Source organism: Halalkalibacillus halophilus DSM 18494, assembly GCF_000423105.1.
Classification (GTDB): Bacteria; Bacillota; Bacilli; order Bacillales; family Alkalibacillaceae; genus Halalkalibacillus; species Halalkalibacillus halophilus.
This window is the reverse complement of sequence record NZ_AUHI01000017.1, coordinates 1-25,392: the sequence shown is the minus strand read 5'-3', so window position 1 is coordinate 25,392 and position 25,392 is coordinate 1. Positions and strand designations below refer to the sequence as shown.

Here is a 25,392-nt window from a genome sequence, read left to right as displayed (position 1 = left end):
GAGGATTCATATGAGTAATCATACTAAAAGTGTGTCGGAGAAAAACTTTCAAGACAATTTTGTAAAAGAACTACAAAAGTATAAATGGAAAGCACCAACCTCTTTAGATGGGAATAAACAAAAAGTAACCGTAAAAGATCTCGTTCACCATTGGCGTGGTGAACTCAACCGTATCAACGCAGATGTTTTAGAAGGTATACCACTGACAGATAATGAATTTGCTCAAGTGATGGCAAAGGTTTCGCAAATTGATAATAGCTATGAAGCTGCAAAGCTGTTAGCGATGGAACAGTCCACTGGAAAGATTGATGGTATTTATCGAGATAGCCATCCAGATATCACCCGTGAACAAATAACGCTAACGATTTTCAAAAAGGCACAAGTGCGTGGTGGAGACTCAAGTTATAAGGTTGCACGTGAAGTAGAATCTGCAAATGGGAATCGTTTTGATCTTGTTTTGCTTATTAATGGTTTACCGCTGATTAATATTGAACAAAAACGCACAGATAAATCGCTAGAAGAAGCGTTTAATCAGTTTAAACGATATTACGCAGATGGCGAGTATATAAATAATTTTATGGCATTTTCACAAATGATGGTGATGACATCTGAAGTCGCAACACGTTATTTTGCAACGCCAAAGTCGATTCAAGCTTTTAATCCGAGTTTTGTATTCCATTGGGCAAATAAAAATAATAAACCGATTAATCACTGGGAAGATGTCATTGGGCAATTTTTGATGATTCCCATGGCACATCAAATGGTTGGCGATTATTTAGTGATTGAGGAAGCAAAAGATGCAGAAAATCAGAAGCACATGCTACTGCGTCCTTATCAAGTGCATGCACTTCAATCTATTGAAGGGTCTGCATTAGGTTGGGACAATGATGATAAAATTCCACATGGCGGATTTGTTTGGCATACGACAGGTTCTGGGAAAACCATCACTAGTTTTAAAACGGCGTTATTTCTCTCGACAAGGGCAGGTTTTGATAAAGTCGTATTTTTAGTTGACCGTAAAGAGTTAGATAGTCGGACAAGTGATAATTTCAAAGCCTACGCAGAATATGAATCGGTAGAAGTCGATGATACGGCACATACTTATCAACTGCGTAAATTATTAACATCTGCCATGTCTAATATTGTTGTGACAACCACTTTCAAATTAAATAACCTTGTCAAAGATTTAAAAGACGGGAAAGACGATAGCTTAGCTGATAAGAAGTTTGTCTTTATTATCGATGAAGCACACCGGACAACAATGGGTGAGATGATGGTCATAATTAGAGACTATTTCCGCAAAAATGGGTTGTTTTATGGTTTTACAGGAACCCCGCTATTCGATGAGAATAATATCTCAGGTATGGTCAATGAAAAAAGTGAACTGATTAACACAACGGAGAAACTGTTTGGGCCATTATTACATCAATACACAATCGATGAAGCCATTGCAGATAAAAACGTCTTAGGTTTCCACGTCGATTATATCAATACAGGAGAATTTGAAAGCTATGACGCACTAAGAGAAAATATTACGGATTATAAATTAGAAGAACAACCTGATATACCAAAAAGGAAAATCGAACGTCAAGTCATGGAAATGTCTGATTTAGAAGTGGAAAAAGAAGCTAAGAAGAGTAAATTGCTCTTTTATCAGGATGAAACACACATCCCAAGAGTAGTTGAAGAAATCTTAAATAATTGGGAGGAGCAATCGCAACAAAAGGTATTCAATGCGATTTTAACCGTCGCTTTTAAACATCGTGTAATAGAATACTATGAAGAGTTTCAAAAACAGTTAGCTGCAAGAGATGATATCGAAATTAATGTAGCTATGACCTTTAGTTTTGGAACAGATGCCGATACAAATCCAACAGACCCAGAAATCATCCAAGCAATGTTTAAAGATTATGCATCATTTACAGGGATTGAATATGCTTACGGTGATAACCGTCGAGGGGAAGATGCTTATTATGACGATGTTGTGGAAAGAGCAACTCGTGGTGGCAGTGGGCGAAACCCTAAAAATATTGACCTTGTGATTGTTGCAGATCAGCTACTCACAGGGTATGATTCTAAATTTATTAATACGTTATATGTTGATCGTGCATTGGCATTACAAGGATTAATTCAAGCTTATTCACGAACGAATCGTATTTATGGTAAGGAAAAAGAATTTGGTTCCATTGTAAATTTCCAGTATCCACGAATTACCGAAGAAACCGTTAATGAAGCACTGATTTTGTATGGAAGTGGTGGAGAAAGCAGTCAAGCGATTGTCAAGCCCTATCCTGAAGCAGTCGATGAATTCGTTGATTACTCCCAGGAAGTAATGGAAATATTGAACGATCCGACTGACTGGCAAGCACTAGAAACCAATGAAGAAGCTAAAAAGGCGTTTGAGAAAGTATTTAAAAAAGCAAATGGCCAATTAAATAAAATCCAGCAATATTATGAGTTTAGCTGGGTGGATGAAGCGTTTGGTGTTACGGAACATGAGTGGATGCAGTATGTCGGGGCATTTCGTAACTTAACAAGAGACGATAAAGATAATCCTGAAGACGATATACCTATTTTACCACTTGGAAAAGCAAAACTAGCAGGCTCTCAAACCATTGATGCATATTATATTATTCAATTAATGGGGGAAAAAGCAACATCTACAGAAGGGGTACAGACAGTAGATGCAGAAACATTGCGTTTAATCTATCAAAACATTGAAGAATTGAGTAATTTGGGTGATTATGAACAAGCTGAATTATTAAAACGATTTGTTTCAGAAGAATTAGAACCAGGAAATGTGTCCAGTAATATTAACTTTGATGAGGCTTTTGAAAACTGGAAAAAGAAACAGTTGCACAATGAGATTTATCAAGTTTCATCTGAGTGGGGTATTAATGATGTCATACTGGAAAAAGCAGTTGAGGCATATTCTGTTGCAAAACCAGATGAGATTCCGTATATTGATGATTTAACAAATAGTATCGACTTTGCATCGATTGAGGATCCTAAGACTAGTAACTTACTCGAACACAACATAGCCTTATCGAAAGAATTACCAGAAATTGTTTCTAAATTGAAAAAGAAATATAAATAAATTTAAACTTCTATTTAAGCTGCTTGTTAAGCATATGTATTTTATCCCTCTAGGGTTAGATGAGAGGTTCAGGAAGATGTAGAGATTCTATTTAAGGAAAGTAACAATAATTAACAAATATACAATCCATTAGGAACCCACAACACCATTGAATTAACACCATTTCGCAATTTAGAAAAGCACAAAAGACAACACAAGACGCCGGCCAATGATGTTATGTATGATAAATGAGAGAATCCAATAATTAGTTATCCATTTAACCGTTTTATAAAACCAGTGGATAATTCCACGTAACATACAAGTAGCATACAAAAGTGCCTGCAAGCCTTGATTTTACTACCTCCCTCAGTTCTCAAAACGAAAAAGACACTTATCATTCACCCTCGAAACGCTTATGTTTCGGGGGTTTTTCAATGTGCGAAAAGCTACAAAAATATCTGAAATTTTGTAGGTGATACACCGGTAATATACACATAATATACAAATTAAAAAGCGATCAAATTAAATCGATCGCCTTTACTAATTGGTTTACGTCCTTATGAACTTAGCGTATATTACGAGAACTCATTCAGGAGCACTGGTAGCCTACGTCATTGAGAATGCGTTAGTTGATGGGGCTTTATCAGCAGCATTTGGGGATAAAGAAGAAGTGGTCAGTGAGACGACACTCACAGCTCACTTTGATCCTGCAAACATGAATGAAGTGCCAACCTACATCATTCATTATGACGGAGAAACATCAGTATAAAGTGGGGCTATATGCTCCTCTTTTTATTGTATGGAGGGATGACCATTGTCGACAAAGGAAAAAGAGCAAGTGCAAGATCAAGAGCAAGCCATTAACAGTGAACAAGTATTTGATATGCTTCCGTATGTAGCGGATTTGTATGAAAAATCCGGATTTGATTCTTACCGAAAAGAAATTCGTAAAAAATACCAAGGAAAAAAGAATGTTGATAGTCTTGACCCAGCAATTGATGCGGTCAGATTTATCTTAAAGAATTCCAACAAAGTCAAAGATGAGTTCTTTAATATTGTTGCCATTGCTGAAGAGAGAAAAGTCGAAGAAGTTAAAAAGCAATCGTACATCAAAACCATGCGTTCCATTAAAAGAATTTTCTCTGACCCTGATCTGGTTGATTTTTTCAAAGAAGCTATGCAGTAGGTGGATATGAAGAAACGCTTCACCTATTGCATAGCTTCTATGATTTCAGCTATGTTCGTACGCTATCACCAGCTAACTTAAACAGGTTACTTCACAATGCCTTCGCGAAAAAAGAAGAGCGAATTGCTTGGGAAGTATGGATTGCGAGATTCCCTAATATGACAGAAGAAAATTACATTAGCTTTGATGATTTTAAAGCGGATGCTCAACAACAGAAAGAAGTCACGAGTGAGCATACAGGTGAAACCGTCAAAGATTTATACAACCGGTTTAAAAAAGAAGCAGGAGGAGGTTCAAAGGATGAAAACAACTCAACATGATGGCATGCGAGACCCTGAACCTGAAGAGCCGACAGGTGAATTAAACGAGGATGAATTGATTGGCTATATCATGCGAAACACCACTGGCCAACATTTAACTTATGAAAATGTTCAAGCTGTATTGGTCGCCGAAACGCACTATTTAAGAGATAAAGGATTTATAGAAGATGAATAGCACCTAAACGGGTGCTATTTTTATGCCTTTTTTAGGAAGAGGGTGAGAACCTTTGCAAGTATTTAAACTGTTTGGGTCGATTCTAATCGATGATAAGGAAGCCCAGAACAGCCTTTCCAAAACGGATAAGAAAACCAAGTCATTAGGTGACCGTCTGCGTGGTGGAATTAAAACGGCTGCTAAATTTGGTGCTGCTCTTGTAGCTGGTGCAGGAATCGCTATGGCTGGTATGACAAAATTAGCGTTAAAAGTCGGACGAACAGCCGATGAAACCTTAGATATTTCCGCAGCTACTGGGATGAGTACAGATGCGATCCAAGAATGGCGAAAAGTAACGGAGCAAGCCGGAACCGATGTGGATGCTGTAGCTAACGCTTCCTCCAAGTTGACAAGAAGCGATGGACAATGCTAAGAAATCGGCTAACGTATTCAGTGAAGAAGATCTAAAAAAAGCCAATGATTTTCGTATGATGTGGGATGATCTCAAAGAACGAGCTACTTTCTTTATGATGGAAATGGGAATGAAAGTGATTCCCATCCTACAGGTGTTCTTTGGCTGGGTTCAAGAATACATACCCGTTATAAGAGAAACTTTTCGTTCCGTATTCACCTTCATTGGTGAGAAAGTCACGAGCTTCATTGGTGGAATCAAAGGTATAGTTTCCACGATTCAATCTTGGGTAACCAATAACGAACAAACACTCACAAGGTTGAAAGAGATCTTCCAGGAACGATTCACGATGATTTGGACGATCATTCAACAAATACTCACCCGAATTAAGACATTCTGGAGGGAAAACGGTCAAGCTTTACTTACTTCAGCTGCTGAAATTTTCACCAGTATTCAAGAAACCGTACAAACTTTAATGAAAGCAGCATTAGAAATCATTAAAGAAATATTGAGTATTTTGGTTCCTTTTGTACGTGAAAAACTTAAACAAATTCAAAAGTTTTGGGACGAAAATGGCTCGCAAATTATGGAAGCCGTTCAAAATGCTTTTTCGTTCATACAATCGGTCATTAAATATGTGATGCCTGCTGTACTTGCCATTGTAAAGATGGTCCTAAATTCTTTGAAAGGCGTTTTTGATGGAGCTTTAAAGGTCATTATGGGCATTATTCAAGTTTTCGCAGGAATTTTTACAGGCGATATGTCCAAATTGATGGAAGGAATTAAGGGCATTTTTTCTGGCGCTCTACAAGCCGTTTGGAACTTATTTAATCTCATGATTATGGGACGTGTGGTTGCCATTATTCGTTCTTTTGCGAAAATGGGAATTTCACTTATTAGAAACTTTGGTTCTAGTATTGTGAATTTCTTCAGAAGCATAGGTAACAACGCCAAGTCAATTGTAAGCAGCTTGCAAAGTTTCGTTATTTCTATTTTCACTCGATTACGTTCTGGAACAATCAATAAAATATCTGGAATGGTCACTTCGATTCGCAGTAAGTTCCGAGGAATTCTCAACTTCACCAAAGGTCTAGGAGGCTCATTTCTGTCAGCTGGTCGAGGTCTCATTGATCAGATGGTTAAAGGGATACGGGGCGCTGCGGATAAAGCTAATGAAGCCGTTAAAGGATTAGCAGATAAGGTGCGTAATTTCTTACCTTTTTCCCCAGCTAAGGAAGGTCCTTTGAGCGACTTAGATAAACTCGATTTTGGTGGACCGATTGTTCATGCATTTTATGTAATAAAAATTTCATATCAAAGGAAGCATTATGAGCTATAAGTGTATCACTCTTGATAAAATCTAATAGGTTTGGGAGTGCCTCTTGAATTAATGGAGCGCTTTTCACATCTTCATCAGTAAGACCAGTGATTCGTTTAATCTTTGGTGATAGTGGCGATTGTGGATTGACGTTTGTAGTGAACTCTTCAACTTTTTCATGATTGCGATATTTGACTGCAGCGATCTGAATGATTTTATTGCGCTCTGGATCAAATCCTTTAGTTTCGAAATCGATAACAGTGTAATCTTCCGAAAGCTTTTTCGCTTTCGTATATTTCATGTGCTCTGGTTTGGACAATTTTGATGAGCGTCTAGGTTGATAGTAATCTGGTTTATTGGTTGATACTGGTTGGGTGGTACTTGAGTCTGATTGGGTATCATTTTTGTCTTTCTTCTTTTTTCTAAACTTAATGAAATAATAAATGGCTGCAATGATCACTATTCCTGTAAAGAAATCTTCAAAAGTCAAGGAACCCCTCCCAAAAGTATTGTATAGTCATCATTCGACAGAACTTTTGGGAAATCCTTCATTCTCTATAATTAGAAATATTTCACCCCCAATTCATCCCCCAAAACACCCCCACATTTTGAATTTATTTTATTCGAATTGATGTACCTATTTTTATAAATGCTGGTATATCAGTCACCTGAATGCATTTGATTTGAGTTGATTCACCTTTAACATGTTCCGCACACAAGTACACCCATGGGAGCGCGAACAGTATTTAAGTAGTTATTAATTAGTTAGACCCTTTGAGCCGTAATGGTTCAAAGGCTTTTGTTTTTGTGGAAGTCGACTAAAATTATAGAGCCCACAACTCGCGCCTCAAAATCCTGTAAATAAAAACATATCAACAATTTTTATGTCTAATATCTGAAATGTTGATTTTTACTGACTTACAGGACTTTTAAGTTCATTTATAAAAATAGCTAAAACAATTAATAATACACCTAACCATTGCATTAGAGTAACAGACTCAGAAAGTATAATCATGGCTGAAATAATGGCTACAGGTAATTCTATAGAGCTCAGAACATTAGCAAGCCTACCAGATATGAGAGGGGCGCCTCCTGCAAAAAATATAGATGGAATAACAGCACCAACTAATGCAACTCCTCCTCCTATTAACCATAAACGGTTATCTGTAGGATTGATGGAAAAAATATCTTCAAAGAAAACTAAACAAACAAGTAAGAATGATCCTGTTACCATCCAAGTACTTTTGAGAAGAGGGGGGTGACCAATAGCTATTTGTCCACTAAAAAAAATAAAACCTGAATAAGAAACCCCTGATAGTAAACCTAGAATCAATCCTGTAGAAGATATATCTAATATTTCTCCTTCTAAGATACCTGAGGCGAAGAAGACCCCTGAAAAAGTAACCAGTAATGAGATGAAATTAATCTTATTAGGTTTAGTTCCATTGAAAATCCTCTCATATATCATTCCAATCCACACGAATTGAAACAATAGAATTATAGCAAGAGAAGCCGTTAGGTATTGTAATGCTCCATAATAAAATATGCTTGTCAATCCGACAGTTGTTCCAGTGGCAAGTATTTTCAAAACACTTAACTTTGAAGTACTTGAAATTTTTATTTTTTTAACTAGAGTAACGCTCCATAGTAACAAAAAAGCTATTAACATCTGAATGATGTTTATTTGCCCAAGTGAATAACCGTACTCAAACCCTTTTTTAACGAAAATAGGTGTAAATCCAAAGCTGGCAGCCCCAATTATTACTAAAACCATCCCTTTAATTTTCATAAAAATAACCCCCAGCAAAATACACGAGTCAACTATGTATACAGAATTAAATTCTTATTATTTTATAAATATGTAATATGTTAAAACAAGTCATGCCCTAGCTAGTATAACATGAAAAAATTGCAAAAAAAGGGGTGTAATCTAGGGCTTGAGAGATCCTGAAATATACTATTTGAGAGTGAAAGTTTCATAACTAAATAGTGACATTTTACTAAAAATTGAAGTGGATTAAATGATATTCTTGCTATTTATTTACATGTAGGCAATGTTAGAGTAAAGTTGATTTCACATCCAGTTTTTTTACAAAGCAATTTCTTTCAAAGGGGAATTCTGGTTTGGATGGTTTTGAAGAGCGTCTAAGTTGATAGTAATCTGGTTTATTGGTTGGCAATGATTGAGCGTCCTTTTTAGCTTGCTTTTTTTCTAAATTTGAAGAAATAATAAATAGCTGCAATGATCACTATACCAGTAAATAAATCTACAAAAGTTACTGAATCCCTCCCAAAAGTGTTGTATAGTCATTATTCAAGAGAACTTTTGGGAAATCCTTCATTCTCTATAATTAGAAATATTTCACCTTTGGAATACAACCAATACTAATTTTATAACGTGCCGGTTTTGTGCCGATTAAGAATGAAAGAGTTAAATAAACTTTGCAACACAGAAATAGAAACTTCCTATTATATAGGGTTTTCTGTATATTTTGAAACAGTCTGATAATGCGATTTAATCAAATTTGAAATGGAAGGTTCAGCTGCTAAAATTGGTGACTAAAGTGACTAAAAAGTGACCAACGTATGATATTTTAGTCACTTTAGATACCTTTAAAGATTTTCTATGACTATTCCAAGTCATTAAAAGGTTGTCAAATCAATGCTTTGACAGTTCGTTAATTTCATTGAATATACAAATGAACAAATTCTTCCATTGGACTACCGTATGGAAAAATATTTATTCAGGAAATAACACGAAACTCCGTTACAGCCATATGAAATTCTATAAGTTTTTACAAATAATATACACGTAATATACAAAATACTCAATAAACCCTTTATTTAAAGGATTCCTCAATTACCAAAACGTTAATATTTATTATGGAAACACCTTTTCCCTTGTGGAGAAGATGTTTTTTGCGAGGGGAAATGGTTACGTCGGTATCGACACAGGAGAATCAGAGTAGTGTAATGGTTTGAGAAGCGTGATAAAGACTAAACTTACGGGTTATGCACATATCTATTTATTTATGCTCGAAAATTTTAAAATAACGACAGAACCTAATGAGTTAAGCTCGAAAGTCAACAAGTTATGTTCGAAAATCACCTAAGAAGAACTAAATTCAATCTTTATCGACGAATCTTTTTAAAGGAGAAAAGCTATAACGAATAAAAGTTTCCGCAATTGTTTGCGGAAACTCCCAATCAAGTTATTATTACAGTTTTTGTGGTACGAACTGTTTTTGTTCCGGAATAATGTATACCCTTCCACGCTTAGTGCCTTGGAAAGTAAAATCTATCTTTTTGAATAGGTGGTAAAGAGTTGATCGGCTATTTATGTTTAAGAATTTTTTCGCCTCTCCCATGGTAAGCCTTTCTCCGTATAAAATTCTATACTCTTGTAAGGCTGTTAGATGGGCTGACTTATCGTGATGACCGCATTTCCCACAAATCCATGTTCCTTTTTCTCTCCTTGTAATTCCGTCCAGGCATTGCCTACAATAGACCCCCTTCACTAAGTGCTCTTGAGGTATACCCAGCTTTTCTATGAATGGAATATGGCGAGGTGTGTGGGCAGATTTTAATTCTTTAGCAGCTTTGATGAGTATGGATTGATCCATGTGACTTTTGGGATAAAGTTCTTTTAACTCTTCAATTCTACTAGGAATTTGTATGTTGACTAATATGTCCTCATTGGGGTTTTCTAATTGTAAAATACTATGTGGATTTGTGAAAACGGATAAACAATGTATCGGAAGTTGATGCAAGTTTTGGGGAAGCAGCCACTCTTTTAAGTGATTGGATTGTATCTTTGCTTGCAATAAGGGGTGGTCGAAGGTTTCTGTTCGTTCCTTATGAAAACGGACCATCTTTCCTTTCTGGTTTCCAAGTGTAATTAGTCCTTTGATATGCTTTACTTCGATTAAAAGGATGAAGTTCTGGAATAGCATAAGCGTATCAATTTGAAAGTAATTATGTCGTCCTCTAAGTCGAAGTCCATATAAGGTAGGAACATCATCATGGTTGCCGAGTTTTAAATAATAACCTAAAGTCGATTCCCCATAGTGGCCGGCCAATTCACGTCTTAGTTTATTTGTTAGTTCATAATGATGTGGATTTTGTGTGGAGAGCCTGCGCAATAATAGTTGAAGTGCAACAAGATCAGGAGGTTTTACAAGTGGTATAATGTCAATAGTACTCACCTTCTTTAGTTTTTTTAAAATTATACCCTGAATTGTAAGGGGAGAAAAGCCTCTCGAAAATCTTAGTTTAAAAAGAAACAGCAATTAATTCTGAGTTTTTGATAAGTAGCGATTGTTATGCATATATATCGCGAATTTATTACTCGAAAAAAATTAAAATTATTTCTACTTGAAGGAGTAACTTTCTAATAAAAATTTATATAAAATATGCACTAAATTTCCATCTTATGCTCAGATTTCCCCAGTTATGTGTGAAAATTTAATAATAACGACAAAACTTAAGCAGTTAAGCTCGAAAGTCTTGAAATTATGTTCGAAAGTCCCTTGGTTAGTTCAAAAATCTTCCCTTATCAACGAAACTTCAGCTTCCGCCCTTATCTCCATAGATAAATTAAAAAGCTCCCGCACCATGGCGGGAGCTATATCATCTAAAACAACATATAAGAAACAACAAAGTACATCACTATTATGACGACGGACGGCAAAGCATAAGTCCACACACGTTCCGTACGACCACGTTTCAAAATATAAACCGTAACGGCCATCATTGCGAAGCTGAGTAACCCGACCAACATATTCGAGCTGCTTGCGACTTGTAAGATTGCTCCTTTTTGATAGAACACATCAGTGATTGCTAGTAGCATTAGATTAAATAAGTTACTTCCTAAGATAGAGCCAACAGCAATTGCGTAATTAGCTACTTGGTAAGCAGCGGCAACTGCGACCAACTCAGGTAACGAAGTCGATGCGGCGATCAACACGCTTCCTACAAAGCTTGAATTCATGCCCGTCATCTCAGCAAGCATATCTCCGGATACTGCTAGGGCAGTACCAGCAACTAAAACGACAAACGATGCCAGTGAGAATCGCTGGATGGATTTCTTAAGTGTTAACGAACTGTTTTCTGCCAAAATTTCTTCATCTTCTACTTCTTCCGAGCGGTCAAAGGTTTTTACAAAGACGATATATATTGCGACGAGTACGAACATTTCCACACCGACGTTGAATAGTTCCCAATTGTTTTCCCAAAATAAAGCGGCAATTACTAGGCCGGTTAAAATGAAGCCCGCCCAAATCGAGGGAAGATGCTGCTTGGAAACGACTAGATTGAAAGCTTGGCGCCGGCGATATACAAAGTCAACTGCGGCTAAGATTAATAGATTAAAAACATTACTGCCTAGCATGTTTCCAACAGCTATATCGACATTATCAATATAGACGGCGGTTATGCTTGTAGTTAATTCTGGTAAGGAGGTTGCCCCTGCGATTAAGACGGTACCGACCATTGCCCCGCTTAAGGTAGATTTTTGGCTAATGAGATCTCCGTATTTATTTAACTTTACTGCTGCTAAAACGACTAAAATTGCTGCGAGTGTAAATGTGATGTAGACCATCGATTAATTCCCCTTTTCTGCCAGGGTCAACAAAAAAAGACCCTGGCTCCATAGTTTAATAGAGCCAAGGTCTTGCGTATAAGATGATGAACCGGGCAAAACTCAATCTGCCGTCATGACGACTCACCAACCGCATTATGCGGTCGCTACTCCCCTTGTATTAATTTTACTATAGAATAAACAAGCTTCTTCGTCAAATTTAAACAAAAATTAAATTTGTAACATGAATGACATATCTATTCCTTTTAATGTAATATTAGTGTATGATATGAATTAAGTATTCTGGGTAAGTGCTCGCTGAATACTTCATTTAAAAAAGGTAGGGGGATTTAATTTTGAAAAAATTTAGTTGGTTATTAGCAGTTATTTTAGTTTCTATGCTTGTTCTTGCTGCTTGTGGCGGGGGCGATGAAGAATCAGAAAATGATGATGAATGGGTTGAGAACGTCACTATACTTACTGGTGGAGAGGCGGGTGTTTACTATCCATTAGGTCTTGCAATGGGAGAAATAATGAGCGAAAATGTTGACGATGTAAACGCTACGGGTATAACGACTGGTGCTTCTGTTGTAAACATTAACGATATTTCAGATGGTGAAGCAGAATTTGCTTTAGTACAAAATGATATCGCTTACTATGCACAAGAAGGAACAGAAATGTTTGAAGAAGAGGGTGCAAGAGAAGGTTTCAGTGGTGTATTTACTATGTATCCTGAAACAATTCAAATTGTAACTCTAGCAGACAGTGGAATTGAAACGGTAGAAGATCTTGAAGGTATGCGTGTTGCAGTAGGTGACGTTGGTTCTGGTACGGAAGCAAATGCTAATCAGATTCTTGGTGTACATGACCTAACTTACGATGATCTTAACGAAGAGTATATGGACTTCGGTGATGCTTCATCTAACTTGCAAGATGGTAACATCGATGCAGCATTTGTAACTTCTGGTACGCCTACAGGTAGTATCCAGGAACTAAGTGCAAGTGCAGATGTAAAATTAGTAAGTATCTCTGATGATATGATTGAAGCGTTAGAAGAGGAATACCCTTACTACACGCGTCAAGACATTAGCAATGATGACTACGAAAACTTTGACAGCGAAGCTTCTACTGTTGCAGTTCAAGCGATGTTCATCGTTCGTGATGACATGCCAGAAGATCAAGTTTATGAATTAGTAGCTTCTATTTTTGATAACTTAGATGATATGGAAAATGCTCACGATCGTGGTTCAGATCTAACACTAGATTCTGCTCAAGATGGTATGTCTATTGACTTACACCCAGGTGCAGAGCGTTACTATGACGAAAACTAATTTTGTGAATCGATTGGAAAAAGGAAAGGCATTGCTTAATAGCAATGCCTTTTTTCACCAATCGGCTATGAAGTGGACACTTATTTGTAGTATAATCATTGCAATCATACTTTTATTCTTATATATTTCCACTACAAGGGTGTTAGTGATTAGCGAAACAGAAAATAATGATATCCTTTGGCAAGAACCAATTGAATTAGGTGACTGGTTTGAACATGAATACATACATTCCGTGGAGCAGTCTCCCGTAATTGAAAAATTTCAATTAATGGAGAATGGAGAAATTCATACTCAAGAGAGTTGGACCAAATCTTTTGGAGCAGGGCTTCCTCATACGGCTGAAGGCGATGTTGAAATTACGGATGGATACTATGTTATGAAAAACTTAGATCGTCCTTTAAGAGGTGAATCGTTGCAGATGAAACCATCGGACATACGTCTTCATACGTTTTCTTTTAAAGAGGAGACGATTACACTATCAGAGCCTCCGTTTGTAGGAAAGGTAATTACAATAGAAGTGCAAGACCAAAACTGGGTGGAACGAATGATAAATCGATAAGTTCCAGTCAATCTTTTTAAGAGAGGAAATGAACTATGGATGAACAACAGAAAAAGATGGTGCAAGAATTAGAAGGTAGTGACCGAAATTTAAGAAACAAATGGGCTGCTCCAGTTCTGCTTGTTTGTATCTTTTTATCACTATTTCACTTGTACGTAGCAGGTTTTGGTTTGCCAGGAATTGGTTCACGTACATTTCTAATTCTTCACTTAACATTAGGTTTAATATTAGTCTATTTAATATTTCCGATCAAAAAAGGGTTAGGCCAAACAACGATTCCTTGGTATGACATCATTTTGGCTTTATTCACGGCATATGTTGGTTATCATTTGATAGACAATCAGAATTCATCTGCGATTATGGGTGCTAGACCTACTGACCTTGATATTTTCATAGGGTTTGCTTTAATTATTTTAGTCCTTGAAGCAACTCGGCGTGTGGTAGGTTACCCATTGGTAATCATCGCTTTAGTGTTCATTGGCTATTTCTTCTTAGGGGAATTTATGCCAGGTCAGTTCTATCATTCTCGTGGTGATTTTGAACGTTTTGTATATGAAACATCATGGAGAAGTAATGGGATCTTTGGTACTCCTATTTATGCTTCTGCGCAGTTCGTATTCATCTTTATCCTATTTGGGGCACTCCTTGAGTCTACAGGGGCCGGCAAAATGTTTATCGACCTCGCCTTAAGAGCTTTCGGTAAATATAAAGGTGGACCCGCGAAGGCGAGTGTAATCTCTAGTGGTATGATGGGAAGTATCTCAGGTAGTTCCACAGCAAATGCTGTTACGACTGGTACATTCACTATACCGCTAATGAAAAAAGTTGGCTTTAAACCTCATATTGCCGGCGGGATTGAGGTGGCTGCATCTTCTAGTGGTCAGTTCTTACCACCGATTATGGGTGCAGCAGCATTTATCATGGTTGAGTTCACGGGAATTCCGTATTATGAAATTATCCAAAGTGCAATAATCCCTGCTTTACTTTGTTATGTAGGTATTTTATTTATGGTGCACTTTGAAGCATCAAAACATGGAATTACTGGTATGAAGAAGGATGAGATGGAATCTGGTCGTAAGCTTCTTTTACAACAAGGTTATCTACTGATCCCAATCGCCGTACTCTTGTACTACCTCGTGTGGGAAAGGGTCTCGGTAAACAACTCGGCATTCTACTCGATCATTATTTTGATTGTTATTGCTGTGTTTGCCCATCGATTTAAAGAAAGTTTAGCAAGAACGTTATTGTATGCAGCAGCATTAATTGCTCTTGTTTTTAGTTTGCAGTTCTTAGTTGGTCCGATCAATTCTGGGCTTCAAAGCTTGAATGGCATATTTAATATAAGTTTCTTTAGCTCTGAAACCATTCGTTGGAGAACAGAGATTGTAATGATGGTTATACTCGGTGTGATCATTGCCTTAGGATTTGCTGCGGGCCAGAAGAAGTTGAAGGTTGAAGCTGCACCGGTTAGATATGGGTTTGTGCAATTTGTATCAGGCCTTGAAACAGCAGCGCGTAATGCGTTATCGATTATCGTAGCCTGTGCGACTGCTGGTATCTTAATCGGAGTAATTACGACTTCAGGATTATCAACAAAATTCACGCGGATTGTAGTAGGTTTTTCAGAGGATCTAACAGCGCTTATGCCTGCTATTCTAACGACGGATAATACAGAGTTATACTTTGCGTTAATTTTAACCGTATTTGCGTGTCTATTGTTAGGACTCGGTTTGCCGACAACTGCAACATACGTTGTTCTAGCAGCAATTGTCGCACCAATTCTAACGGACTTTGGAGTACATGTATTAGTCGCTCACTTATTCGTACTTTATTACGGGGTACTTGCGGATGATACACCTCCGATTAACTTACCAGCATACGCGACAGCTGGTATAGCGAATGCGGGGCCGGTGCGAACCGGAGTCCAAGGTTTCAAATATGATTCAGCGGCACTATTATTACCATTTGTGTTTACTCTGAATCCAACCATTTTGTTCTTAACAGATGCAAATTGGTTAGAAGTCATTTTTGCAATTATTACTGCTACGATCGGAATAATCGCATTCGCATCATTCATTCAAAGCTGGTTATTTAGTAAATATAATTGGATTGAGCGAATTATAGCGTTAATTTCTGCATTATTGTTAGTTCACAATGATGTAATAACAGATATTTCAGGAATTGTGATATTGGCAGCATTGTTTGCTTTCCAATTCCTAACTCGTAATACAAGAATTCATAAACAAAGTGCATAATTTTAAACTTAAACTACCTTCGAAATTTCGAGGGTAGTTTTTTCATGAACCCATTTGGATATAAATAGAATAGTGATATAATTAGCTTATTAATTTGTACATAAAATTTTGTCAAAATTAGGGGGTTGTTTGATGAATGATCGAAAGCCAGCGGGGTTTTGGATTCGATTTATAGCACTTATTGTTGATGGAATCGCAATTCTTACTTTAAGTTGGGTAGTTGCTGTACTAATAGGGGATGAACAGTATTTTCAAAATCTTCAAACTACTGAAACAGTCACCTCTGCTGCAGAAGCAATAGGTAGCATAACTTATATTGTTATTTTCATAATTTTATTCACTGCCAGTCAATTAAAAGGGTCACCAGGAAAATTACTATTAAGAATTGAAGTTCTAGACCGTGATATGAATAAGATAAGTATTTTACGTTCTATAGCTAGATATTTCTCACAAACTATTTCAACAGTAATTTTCTTCATTGGTTTTATGATGGCTGGTTGGAATAAAGAGAAAAAAGCGTTGCATGATATGATTTGTAATACGCGTGTTGTGTACCGGGAGAAAAACAAGAAAATAATGGATGATCGTATGTAAAGTCTGTCTCGCCTAAGGGCGGGACAGTTTGTATGTGATGTATAAATGTGAACAAATGGAGGTTTACGGATGAATAAAAAAAGATGGATTGCTTTAGGGATTGCAGTTGGATTGTTTATCGTTTCTTTAATAGCGCAGTTCTCAACGGCAGTTGCAACTACTAATTGGACGCAAATGTTTAGTGACTCGGATCGAAGTTTTTCAGAAGAGACGGTCGAAGAAGGTGCATCTCTTGATGGGAAGATTGCAGTTGTTCATTTGAACGGTGTGATTTCAAGTGATGATGTAGGGGGCGTATTAAATACAGGCTCCTATAATCACCGCGTATTACTAGAGATGTTGGAGTATGCGGCGGATGATGATGAGGTTGAAGGAGTAGTCGTAAGAGTAAATACTCCTGGTGGTGGCGTTGTAGAGAGTGAAGAGATCCATGACCGGATTTTAGAGATTCAAGAGGAAGCGGGCAAACCTGTTTACGTATCCATGGGGAACACCGCTGCTTCTGGTGGTTACTATGTATCAGCACCTGCTGAAAAGATTTATGCGCATGCAGCGACAGTTACAGGTTCGATTGGTGTAATTATGGAATCTATTAATGTTGCTGAACTTGCTGATAACCTTGGGATTGAAGTGAACACGATTAAGAGCGGTGAGTTCAAGGATATTATGTCTGCAACAGGTGAAATGACAGAAGAAGATGAAGCGATTTTGCAGTCCATGATTGATGAAATGTACGATGAGTTTGTTAGTGTCATTGTGAATGGTAGAGATATGGATGAAAATCAAGTCCGTGAACTTGCTGACGGTAGAGTATACACAGGCACACAAGCTCAGGAAAACGGACTAGTCGATGAAGTTGGCGACTTGAATGATGTTATTTCGGCAATGAAGTCCGATCATGATTTAGACGGAGCGCAAGTAGTGGAGTATGAATATGAATTAGGATTTGGTTCGTTATTCGGAGGCGCAGCTCAGAAAATGTTCTCTAGAGAGTTTCAACTTAGTGGACTACAAGACTTAGTACGTGACGCTAATGCGCCGCGTGCCATGTATTTATATACGAGATAAGGAGGTGCGAGGATGTCTACTGAACAAATGATTGACCAAGAACAAGCGATATCCAAACCGCTTCCGGTAAAATATGCCGGTTTTTGGATGCGATTTTGGGCATATATCGTTGATTTAATAATCGTATTTAGCATTAATGGCTTATTAATCGCACCTTATCGAATTTTAACGGATGGAGCAACGTACGAAATTGGATTTTGGACGGTAGCAGCAATTATTCACACGATTATCATTTATGGATATTTTGTTTTACTAACGAAATATTTCTCACAAACGATCGGTAAAAGAATCTTCGGATTGAAGGTGATTCGAGAAGATGGCCTACCTCTTACGTGGAGTGATTTACTATTTAGAGAAGTAGTCGGTAGATTTCTTCATCGTGTGTTGGGAATTACGAATGCACTTTATTTAGTAGTGGCTTTTGACGATGAAAAACGCGGCGTACACGATATGATCGGTGATACGCGAGTAATACATGAATAGGTGATTGGAGGGGAAACGATGCGAGAAGCACCTAAAAATAGAATTGCAAAAGACGCATTAAAAGCTTGGAAATTAACGGCGATCATTGTAATGTCAGTCTTCTGGGCCCTTACCATTGGAGGGTTTGTACTTGTGTATTTTATGGATTGGTCGTATTGGGTGATTAGTTTTATCGCTGCTGGAGTAGCGATCCTAACTTATGTAACTGTCTTTTTAATACCAAAAATTCGCTGGAGACGCTGGCGCTATGAAGTGTTTGATCAAGAAATCTATATACAACATGGTATTTTAATCGTTTCCCGTGTGCTTGTACCAATGATTAGAGTACAGCACGTCGATACGAAACAAGGTCCGATTTTAAAAAAATACCGCTTAGCGAGTTTAACCATATCAACAGCCGCAACCACGCATGAAATACCTGCTTTACCAGAAGCGGAGGCAGAGGAGTTGCGTGATCAAATATCTGTTTTAGCAAGGGTGGACGAGGACGATGTCTAATGGCAAACGTTTACACCCGACCGCAATCATATTTAAATTAATGTATTCGATAAAGAATGCCATTTATGTAGCGATTCCACCGTTAATCGCTTCATTTGGTAATGACTTTTTCTTCTGGGTAATTATCGGAGTGGGCGTGCTGTTCTTATTGTTTGTGCTCTATAGTGTGGTCGATTGGCTTCGATTTACATATGCAGTGGTGGACGATGAATTACGGATTCACCAAGGGATATTTATTCGAAATAAGCGGTCGATTTCCAAACACCGTATCCAGTCGATTGATCTTACCCAAGGAGTGCTTCACCGGATTTTTAAATTAACAAAAGTCTCTATTGAAACTGCCGGAAGTAATCAAGGTGTCGATGCAGCTTTATCTTCTGTTACTTTTGAAGAGGGAAAAGCTGTCCAAGATGCATTGAAGTCAAAAGGTCCAGTAGTGGAAACAGAAGAAGAGCAACAAGAAGAACCCGATTACCCGAAAAAAAGCGTGACAAATAAAGAATTAGTGATTGCTGGTTCGACCTCAGGTAGTATCGGGGTAATCTTAGGACTGATGTTGCTTGGGTTCAGTGAAGTAGAAAGGTTTATACCTGAATCAGCATATGATGAGGCGACTCGATGGATTTTAGCTCTCGCTATTGAAGCAATTCTGGGACTTGTCATTTTCTTTTTAGTTATCCTTTGGGGACTTGGAATTTTAGGTACCGTGATTAAATATGGTAGGTTTACAATTACGCGCTATGAAGACGAGCTATTTATTACGAGAGGCTTGCTTGAAAAGAAACAAATGACAATCCCGCTTAAACGAATTCAAGCTGTAGGGATTAAAGAAAGCTTGATCAGACAGCCACTCGGATTTGCATCGGTTTATGTGGAAATTGCGGGAGGCGAAGTGAAAGCAGGGAGTCGAACACTTCTTTTTCCAATTATTAAGAAGGCAAACGTAGAACAATTTTTACATGAAATATTACCAGAGTATCAAGAAGTGCCAACCGAGTTTACCAAACTGCCAACGCGGGCGCTTCCATACTACATCATTAGTATGGTGTTCTTGCCGGCAATTATTACGGTTGCAGTGGGGATTTTCTTGACCGATTTTATCTATCTTCCGATTATTTTAGCGATCGCGGCAGTGTTGTTTGCAATTTTAAAACACCGCACACATGGTTCGCATATATCTGAGCAACAAATCACTTTTGTGACACGTGATTTTAGTAAGGATACGATTCTTGTGAAGCATAAACGAATTCAAAGCTTTGAGAAACGCCAACACTTCTTACAACGAAAGCAAAATCTAGCAACGGTCCGTATATCGATGTTAAATAATTTTGCTGGTAGGCATGAAAGTGTTAGTGGGTTTGAGTTAGAAGACGCCGATCATTTATCGGATTGGTATTCTTTAAGAAAACGAGCGATTCCGAACAATTCGGATGAAAATTAACTGAAAGATACATGTGAAAACCTCTTTGTTCATATAGTTGGACGAGGAGGTTTGTTTTATGAAAAAGTTCGGACTACTTGGAATATGGGTTTTAACTATTTGCATGCTGGCTGCCATTGTCCTTTATTCGACTAGCTTTTCTGCACAATCAGCTCAAAAAATCATGCCTTTAACGGGAATGAAAATCGTCATTGATCCTGGTCATGGTGGGGTCGATGGTGGAGCAGATTATGAAGAACTACAAGAAAAAACAATTACCCTTTCAACGGCCTTCTTTTTACGCGATTATTTACAAGCGGCTGGAGCACAAGTGTATTTGACGAGAGAAGCCGACCGTGACTTAGCGCCAACAGATTTAAAAGGTTATTCTAATCGGAAGGCTTATGACCTAAGAATGCGGAAAGAATTAATCGAAACGCATGAGCCTGATCTATTTTTAAGCTTACATCTAAACTCTGTGCCGAATAGTTCCTGGCAGGGAGCACAAACCTTCTTTTACCCTAATGATGAAAATAAGCGTTTCTCAGAAGAACTCCAACGTAGACTAGTGGATACGGTAAATACGAACAGGCAGGCACTAGCCATTACACAAATTTATTTATTAAAACATTCACAAGTAACAAGCGCCTTAGTCGAACTAGGTTTTCTATCGAATCAGGAGGAAAGAGAGCTTCTTGTTACCGAGGAGTACCAACGTTTATTGGCATCATCACTATACGAGGGAATTGTTGAATATACTTCTTCTAAAAACGAATAATGCCTTAACGCTGAGTGATCTTTTAATATATGTTATACTAGCCATGGCAACAAATCGAACTTGATATAGAGGAAGGTGTTTGACGTGTTAACAGAAGAACGTATTATTGAACTATTGAATCCAATCAAGGATCCACATATACATAGAACGTTTGAAGAAACCGGAGCGGTGGAGAGCGTGAAAGTAAAGGCGGATAAGGAACATGTTAGTGTCAAAGTTGCATTAGCTAATCCAAATTCAGGGGAACAGCTGCAACTACAACAAGAGATTGTTGGCATGATTAAGAAAGAAGGCGCAAAAACAGTCGGCCTTCGTTTCACCGAATTACCAGAAGAAAAACGTGACGCTTATATGAGTGAAGCAAATGAAGAACAAGAAGCAAACCTGATCGGCCAAACTGGCACGCAGTTTATTTCGATTGCTAGTGGTAAAGGCGGAGTAGGAAAATCAACCGTTACAGTTAACTTGGCAATTGCCTTAGCGCGTTTAGGTAAAAAAGTAGGGATTGTCGATGCAGATATTTATGGTTTCAGTGTTCCAGACATGATGGGAATTGAAAACCGTCCACAAGTAAGAGGCAAAAGAATTATCCCAGTGGAACGATTCGACGTACAAGTCATTTCCATGGGCTTCTTTGTAGAAGATAATTCTCCAATTATTTGGAGAGGTCCAATGCTTGGAAAAATGCTAACGAGCTTCTTTAAAGAAGTAGAGTGGGGCGACCTGGACTATCTATTATTAGACCTACCACCAGGAACAGGCGATATTGCCCTTGATGTACAAGAATTATTACCAACTTCTAAGCAATTAATTGTTACTACACCGCACCCTACTGCAGCATTTGTTGCAGCCCGTGCTGGTCAGATGGCACTTAAAGCAGATCACGACATCCTAGGAATTGTAGAAAACATGGCGTACTTCGAAAGTGCGATTACTGGACAAAAAGAATACGTCTTTGGTGAAGGTGGCGGCGATAAGCTAGCAGAAGTACTAAATACCGATGTACTCGGACGTTTGCCACTCGGACAACCTTATGATGAAGAAGAAATTTTCGCACCTGGCATATATCAAGAAGATCACCCAACAGGTAAGAAGTTCTTATCGATTGCAAATCAGGTAATTAAACGAGCGAAATAGTAAAATAATGCTCCCTACAAAGTAGACAGAAAACTTTGTAGGGAGTATTTTTGTGGTCTAACTTTCAACGTTCATAAGGATTAAGGGCCTTCCGTGCCTCCACCTTCTCCTTCACCCTCGCTTCCACCACTTTCGCCATTACCACTACTTTCGCCACTACCGCCTTCATTTTCAGATCCAGATCCTTGTTGCTGATCTTCTTGAACTTGACCTTCCTCGCTTGATGGCTCCATTTCCTCGGCAGCTTTAATTAAAGCCTCTGTCATTTGCGCCTTAAACATTGGGCTGTTTAGCGTTTCCTGGATTGATTGTTCTAAATGCGCTTTGAAGTCCTGACTTTTTAAAATAGAAAGCACCATCTGTTGCATCTGCTCATTTTGAAAAATAGTTATTAACTGATCTTGGTATTCCGAATCATGCATTAAACCTTTTATTAATTCCTTATCTTGGTCCATCGTTGCGGTAATGAAAGTCTGAACAAAGGAAGGATCTTCAAATAAAGTCTTCCAAAACTCCTTACCTTCTTCGCCAGCGACGACACGTTCGATTCCTTGTTGTACTTCGTCTGATTGCATGACTAATTGTTGTTTCAATTCTTCTTCCGTTAACACCTCTTGAAGTGCTGTTTTACCATCATCTGTCTTTAATATATCAACAACCATTTTCTTGGTTGTTTCATAATCAGGGCTTTTTGCTTCCTGTTCGCCTTGGTTACATGCTATTAACAGAAGCGGCAATGTGATTATTAATATGATTAATCTTATAGCCATAATTCTGCTCCTCATCGTTTGTCCATATAGTCATAATATCCAGCGGTTGTAAAAAAATATACACGAATACACACAGCAAAAATAACCAAAGCATGATAAAATACGAGTTGGAATGATTAATTTCATATAAAAGATAAGAGAAACATGGATTGAGGAGGAAAAAACGTGACGATTAGAGCGTGGCTAAAGTTTTTTACCACTTTATTATTTATAGGAGCTGTCACGACAGTTGTGACTAGCTTTTTTGTACAACCCGATGCGTATGAACCATATTTAAACCCAATCAACTGGTGGGAAATATTCGGTGCATTAGTATGGTTTACAGCACTAGGGTTAGTATATAGTGTAATCAGTCAAATGGGCTTCTTTGCTTATTTGACCGTCCATCAATTTGGAAAAGGATTTTTCGGCTACTTTTGGAAGCATGCACAAATAATTCTAATTGTATTCGTATTATTCGAATTAGTATATTTAAGGTATTCAGGTGGAAACATTATTCCATATCTAGTCGTTGCTTTAGTGATTTTAGTGTACGGTCTAGGTGTGGCCTATGTGAAAGCGCAAGAAACTCATCAGCGTGCTTTCTTGCCGGCAGTTTTCTTTATGGTGGTTGTTACTGTAGTTGAATGGATTCCTGCCCTTCAAACCGGGGCTAATGAATGGATCATGTTAATGATCGTACCTTTGTTAGCGTGTAATACGTACCAATTATTAAAACTACATCGTATTGTAGGCTTTAATAATCCAGAGAATACAGCGAAAAAGGAATAAGAGTTGCAAAAGCCTAAACTATGAAGATAGTTTAGGCTTTATTTATAATTTATTGAATTTGCCTTAATTCTACATCTGCTGGATAAAATAACTGAGAGAGCGTAGGAAAGTCAAAATCGTCTTGCTTTTTGCTTTTTATAAAATCCCGAAGAACATTAGGAGTTTCTTTTAAGTCATCCGAAATGGGAAACAGAACTACATCCCCTGGACTAACGTGATTATTTAAATGTTCTAAAGCTTTCTCTGAATCTTGAGATGCTTGGATAGGTGCAAATAAACTCCAGTAAGTCGGATGATAACCTGCTTGTTCAATTATTGTTGCTACGGAATTATTGTATTCATATTCAGGTGGTCTTACAAATAGCAGCGGCTCGTAGCCAATGGAATCCAATAACTCCTCACCATTTTTAATATCTTCTACTATTTCTGTCTCCGTCAAAGTGGAGTATGCTTGATCATCATAACCAAGTAATCCTATCTCGTGATTACGATCAATAATCAATTCAGCTAAATCCTCATTACGCAACATCCATTTTCCGTTTAAAAAAAAGCTAGCATGAAGATTCGCCTGCTCCAACTCCTCTAATACATCGAGGATCACTTCATCTCCCCACATCACATTAAAGGTTAATGAAATTTCTTTTTTCTCTGTTACTTTTTTAGAAAATGTTTGATAGGCATGGTTGTCCTGGGCAGGAATAATAGCAAATTCATGCTTCAAAGGCATTGCTAGAAATAGTAACAATAAAATAAGGAATAATGCAGTAATTTCTTTGACTCTTGTCCATTTAAGAATGACAAACATACTTAACCCTCCAACCACACGCCATTTATTAAAATGTATGATTCGTCTAGTTCAAGTATGAATAGAATGAAAAATATACATATAAAGAGGTTTTATGGAAATGCTTAAATTAATCAAATGAATTGGAAGTGATGTAATGATTGGTTTGCTTGTGTCAGATGATGAAAAGATGGAGTTAGATTACTTGTTGCGAAGAGAGATGGATGAATTAATTTATGATTTTCATAATCACCATTATGATTCGCATGTAAAAGAAGCGATTAAAGTCCGTTATCAACTATTATTCAATCTATATAAACGATTTGCGGATCGTACAGATTGCATTCGGTATACTCCAAACCAAAATTTATTGAGTGTGAAATAAAAAATATAAAAAAGTTATTGAACGTGTAAAATGGATGTGGTATATTTATTTTTGTCGTCAAAAGATTGGCGGTTAAAACACAACCATTTAAAAGAATAAAAAAACACCTTAAATGGCAGTTGACACCTTCTTAGAGTTGTGATAAATTAGTCTTTGTCGCGAAAAAACGACATATGATTTTGAACCTTGAAAACTAAACAAAATAGCCTGTCGTCAATTCGTTTTCTTTCTATTAAATAGGAGAAAACATTGGCAACAAAAAGAAACAAGCTAGCAAAGAGCTAATCAAACACTTTATATGGAGAGTTTGATCCTGGCTCAGGACGAACGCTGGCGGCGTGCCTAATACATGCAAGTCGAGCGCAGGAAGCAGACGGATCCCTTCGGGGTGATGTCTGTGGAATGAGCGGCGGACGGGTGAGTAACACGTGGGCAACCTGCCTGTAAGACTGGGATAACCCCGGGAAACCGGGGCTAATACCGGATAACATCAGGAACCTCCTGGTTCTTGAGTG

At 37.7% G+C, this 25,392-nt stretch carries 25 protein-coding genes and 1 rRNA gene; 20 read left to right on the top strand and 6 right to left on the bottom strand.

The annotated features are described in order from the left end of the window. Positions 1 to 10: 10 nt before the first annotated feature. The 7 genes from G532_RS0110260 (at position 11) to G532_RS16075 (ending at position 6,487) form a co-directional block, all read left to right on the top strand. Positions 11 to 3,097, top strand: coding sequence for a type I restriction endonuclease subunit R (locus tag G532_RS0110260; protein ID WP_027964735.1), 3,087 nt, complete (start codon positions 11 to 13; stop codon positions 3,095 to 3,097). Positions 3,098 to 3,635: 538 nt separating this feature from the next. Further along, positions 3,636 to 3,845, top strand: coding sequence for a hypothetical protein (locus G532_RS0110255; protein ID WP_027964734.1), 210 nt, complete (start codon positions 3,636 to 3,638; stop codon positions 3,843 to 3,845). Between the two features lie 45 nt (positions 3,846 to 3,890). Beyond that, positions 3,891 to 4,262, top strand: coding sequence for a hypothetical protein (locus G532_RS0110250; RefSeq protein ID WP_051189145.1), 372 nt, complete (start codon positions 3,891 to 3,893; stop codon positions 4,260 to 4,262). A gap of 26 nt (positions 4,263 to 4,288) precedes the next feature. Beyond that, positions 4,289 to 4,582, top strand: coding sequence for a hypothetical protein (locus G532_RS0110245; RefSeq protein ID WP_027964732.1), 294 nt, complete (start codon positions 4,289 to 4,291; stop codon positions 4,580 to 4,582). Then, the gene (locus tag G532_RS0110240) at positions 4,563 to 4,757 is read left to right on the top strand and encodes a hypothetical protein (RefSeq protein WP_027964731.1); all 195 of its coding nucleotides are present in this window, start codon (positions 4,563 to 4,565) and stop codon (positions 4,755 to 4,757) included. Before G532_RS0110245 ends, G532_RS0110240 begins: the two co-directional genes overlap by 20 nt. Before the next feature lie 52 nt (positions 4,758 to 4,809). Beyond that, the gene (locus G532_RS0110235) at positions 4,810 to 5,169 is read left to right on the top strand and encodes a hypothetical protein (protein ID WP_027964730.1); all 360 of its coding nucleotides are present in this window, start codon (positions 4,810 to 4,812) and stop codon (positions 5,167 to 5,169) included. After that, positions 5,156 to 6,487: a phage tail protein gene (locus tag G532_RS16075; RefSeq protein WP_035512907.1), complete on the top strand. Its 1,332-nt coding sequence runs from the start codon at positions 5,156 to 5,158 to the stop codon at positions 6,485 to 6,487. Before G532_RS0110235 ends, G532_RS16075 begins: the two co-directional genes overlap by 14 nt. On the opposite strand, the gene G532_RS15885 is transcribed toward G532_RS16075, so the two are convergent. From G532_RS15885 to G532_RS0110205, 4 genes are all read right to left on the bottom strand, one after another. Further along, positions 6,378 to 6,956, bottom strand: a complete 579-nt coding sequence (locus tag G532_RS15885) for a 3'-5' exonuclease (RefSeq protein WP_245570136.1) — start codon at positions 6,954 to 6,956, stop codon at positions 6,378 to 6,380. The two genes, G532_RS16075 and G532_RS15885, sit on opposite strands and share 110 nt — an antisense overlap. Positions 6,957 to 7,376: 420 nt before the next feature. Beyond that, positions 7,377 to 8,255 (bottom strand): EamA family transporter, encoded by an 879-nt coding sequence (locus tag G532_RS0110215; RefSeq protein ID WP_027964727.1) that lies wholly within the window; start codon positions 8,253 to 8,255, stop codon positions 7,377 to 7,379. Between the two features lie 1,429 nt (positions 8,256 to 9,684). Beyond that, complete coding sequence (locus G532_RS0110210) at positions 9,685 to 10,671, bottom strand: nuclease-related domain-containing protein (RefSeq protein ID WP_027964726.1); 987 nt, start codon at positions 10,669 to 10,671, stop codon at positions 9,685 to 9,687. 428 nt (positions 10,672 to 11,099) lie between these two features. Further along, positions 11,100 to 12,065, bottom strand: coding sequence for a sodium:calcium antiporter (locus tag G532_RS0110205; protein WP_027964725.1), 966 nt, complete (start codon positions 12,063 to 12,065; stop codon positions 11,100 to 11,102). Between the two features lie 335 nt (positions 12,066 to 12,400). Here G532_RS0110205 and G532_RS0110200 point away from each other — a divergent pair, with 335 nt between their 5' ends. The 10 genes from G532_RS0110200 to G532_RS0110155 all read left to right on the top strand — a co-directional run bounded on the left by G532_RS0110200 (position 12,401) and on the right by G532_RS0110155 (position 22,167). Next, positions 12,401 to 13,375, top strand: a complete 975-nt coding sequence (locus G532_RS0110200; protein WP_027964724.1) for a TAXI family TRAP transporter solute-binding subunit — start codon at positions 12,401 to 12,403, stop codon at positions 13,373 to 13,375. Further along, entirely contained in the window at positions 13,362 to 13,934 is a 573-nt protein-coding gene (locus G532_RS0110195; RefSeq protein WP_027964723.1) for a DUF1850 domain-containing protein, read from the top strand. The genes G532_RS0110200 and G532_RS0110195 overlap by 14 nt, the downstream gene beginning before the upstream one ends. A 35-nt stretch (positions 13,935 to 13,969) precedes the next feature. Beyond that, entirely contained in the window at positions 13,970 to 16,189 is a 2,220-nt protein-coding gene (locus G532_RS0110190; protein WP_027964722.1) for a TRAP transporter permease, read from the top strand. Between the two features lie 132 nt (positions 16,190 to 16,321). Further along, complete coding sequence (locus G532_RS0110185; RefSeq protein WP_027964721.1) at positions 16,322 to 16,783, top strand: RDD family protein; 462 nt, start codon at positions 16,322 to 16,324, stop codon at positions 16,781 to 16,783. A 69-nt stretch (positions 16,784 to 16,852) separates the two neighbouring features. Beyond that, the gene (gene sppA, locus G532_RS0110180) at positions 16,853 to 17,851 is read left to right on the top strand and encodes a signal peptide peptidase SppA (RefSeq protein ID WP_027964720.1); all 999 of its coding nucleotides are present in this window, start codon (positions 16,853 to 16,855) and stop codon (positions 17,849 to 17,851) included. Positions 17,852 to 17,863: 12 nt separating this feature from the next. Next, positions 17,864 to 18,334 (top strand): RDD family protein, encoded by a 471-nt coding sequence (locus G532_RS0110175; RefSeq protein WP_027964719.1) that lies wholly within the window; start codon positions 17,864 to 17,866, stop codon positions 18,332 to 18,334. A gap of 18 nt (positions 18,335 to 18,352) precedes the next feature. Then, a complete protein-coding gene (locus G532_RS0110170; protein WP_027964718.1) occupies positions 18,353 to 18,832 on the top strand; it encodes a PH domain-containing protein in 480 nt (159 codons plus the stop codon). After that, on the top strand, positions 18,825 to 20,273 hold the full coding sequence (locus G532_RS0110165; protein ID WP_027964717.1) for a PH domain-containing protein: 1,449 nt from the start codon (positions 18,825 to 18,827) through the stop codon (positions 20,271 to 20,273). Before G532_RS0110170 ends, G532_RS0110165 begins: the two co-directional genes overlap by 8 nt. A 58-nt stretch (positions 20,274 to 20,331) precedes the next feature. Continuing rightward, on the top strand, positions 20,332 to 21,030 hold the full coding sequence (locus G532_RS0110160) for an N-acetylmuramoyl-L-alanine amidase (protein WP_027964716.1): 699 nt from the start codon (positions 20,332 to 20,334) through the stop codon (positions 21,028 to 21,030). 84 nt (positions 21,031 to 21,114) lie between these two features. Further along, positions 21,115 to 22,167, top strand: coding sequence for an Mrp/NBP35 family ATP-binding protein (locus G532_RS0110155; protein ID WP_027964715.1), 1,053 nt, complete (start codon positions 21,115 to 21,117; stop codon positions 22,165 to 22,167). Positions 22,168 to 22,247: 80 nt separating this feature from the next. Here the strand turns inward: G532_RS0110155 and gerD are convergent, their stop codons facing one another. After that, positions 22,248 to 22,937, bottom strand: coding sequence for a spore germination lipoprotein GerD (gerD, locus tag G532_RS15160; RefSeq protein WP_051189144.1), 690 nt, complete (start codon positions 22,935 to 22,937; stop codon positions 22,248 to 22,250). A 165-nt stretch (positions 22,938 to 23,102) separates the two neighbouring features. Here gerD and G532_RS15155 point away from each other — a divergent pair, with 165 nt between their 5' ends. Further along, the gene (locus G532_RS15155) at positions 23,103 to 23,708 is read left to right on the top strand and encodes a KinB-signaling pathway activation protein (protein WP_035512904.1); all 606 of its coding nucleotides are present in this window, start codon (positions 23,103 to 23,105) and stop codon (positions 23,706 to 23,708) included. A gap of 49 nt (positions 23,709 to 23,757) precedes the next feature. Here the strand turns inward: G532_RS15155 and G532_RS0110140 are convergent, their stop codons facing one another. Beyond that, complete coding sequence (locus G532_RS0110140; protein WP_027964713.1) at positions 23,758 to 24,513, bottom strand: polysaccharide deacetylase family protein; 756 nt, start codon at positions 24,511 to 24,513, stop codon at positions 23,758 to 23,760. A gap of 136 nt (positions 24,514 to 24,649) precedes the next feature. Here G532_RS0110140 and G532_RS0110135 point away from each other — a divergent pair, with 136 nt between their 5' ends. Further along, positions 24,650 to 24,877, top strand: a complete 228-nt coding sequence (locus tag G532_RS0110135; RefSeq protein ID WP_027964712.1) for a hypothetical protein — start codon at positions 24,650 to 24,652, stop codon at positions 24,875 to 24,877. A 295-nt stretch (positions 24,878 to 25,172) separates the two neighbouring features. Further along, positions 25,173 to 25,392: ribosomal RNA gene (locus G532_RS0110130) — 16S ribosomal RNA — on the top strand; the annotation flags it as partial.

What these genes read in the sequence shown, in the direction of transcription:
- G532_RS0110260 (WP_027964735.1), top strand. Translation starts at nt 11, where the DNA reads ATGAGTAATCATACTAAAAGTGTGTCGGAGAAAAACTTTCAAGACAAT.
- G532_RS0110255 (WP_027964734.1), top strand. Translation starts at nt 3,636, where the DNA reads ATGAACTTAGCGTATATTACGAGAACTCATTCAGGAGCACTGGTAGCC.
- G532_RS0110240 (WP_027964731.1), top strand. Translation starts at nt 4,563, where the DNA reads ATGAAAACAACTCAACATGATGGCATGCGAGACCCTGAACCTGAAGAG.
- G532_RS16075 (WP_035512907.1), top strand. Translation starts at nt 5,156, where the DNA reads ATGGACAATGCTAAGAAATCGGCTAACGTATTCAGTGAAGAAGATCTA.
- G532_RS0110215 (WP_027964727.1), bottom strand. Translation starts at nt 8,255, where the DNA reads ATGAAAATTAAAGGGATGGTTTTAGTAATAATTGGGGCTGCCAGCTTT.
- G532_RS0110205 (WP_027964725.1), bottom strand. Translation starts at nt 12,065, where the DNA reads ATGGTCTACATCACATTTACACTCGCAGCAATTTTAGTCGTTTTAGCA.
- G532_RS0110195 (WP_027964723.1), top strand. Translation starts at nt 13,362, where the DNA reads ATGACGAAAACTAATTTTGTGAATCGATTGGAAAAAGGAAAGGCATTG.
- G532_RS0110190 (WP_027964722.1), top strand. Translation starts at nt 13,970, where the DNA reads ATGGATGAACAACAGAAAAAGATGGTGCAAGAATTAGAAGGTAGTGAC.
- G532_RS0110185 (WP_027964721.1), top strand. Translation starts at nt 16,322, where the DNA reads ATGAATGATCGAAAGCCAGCGGGGTTTTGGATTCGATTTATAGCACTT.
- sppA (WP_027964720.1), top strand. Translation starts at nt 16,853, where the DNA reads ATGAATAAAAAAAGATGGATTGCTTTAGGGATTGCAGTTGGATTGTTT.
- G532_RS0110175 (WP_027964719.1), top strand. Translation starts at nt 17,864, where the DNA reads ATGTCTACTGAACAAATGATTGACCAAGAACAAGCGATATCCAAACCG.
- G532_RS0110170 (WP_027964718.1), top strand. Translation starts at nt 18,353, where the DNA reads ATGCGAGAAGCACCTAAAAATAGAATTGCAAAAGACGCATTAAAAGCT.
- G532_RS0110165 (WP_027964717.1), top strand. Translation starts at nt 18,825, where the DNA reads ATGTCTAATGGCAAACGTTTACACCCGACCGCAATCATATTTAAATTA.
- G532_RS0110160 (WP_027964716.1), top strand. Translation starts at nt 20,332, where the DNA reads ATGAAAAAGTTCGGACTACTTGGAATATGGGTTTTAACTATTTGCATG.
- gerD (WP_051189144.1), bottom strand. Translation starts at nt 22,937, where the DNA reads ATGGCTATAAGATTAATCATATTAATAATCACATTGCCGCTTCTGTTA.
- G532_RS0110140 (WP_027964713.1), bottom strand. Translation starts at nt 24,513, where the DNA reads ATGTTTGTCATTCTTAAATGGACAAGAGTCAAAGAAATTACTGCATTA.
- G532_RS0110135 (WP_027964712.1), top strand. Translation starts at nt 24,650, where the DNA reads ATGATTGGTTTGCTTGTGTCAGATGATGAAAAGATGGAGTTAGATTAC.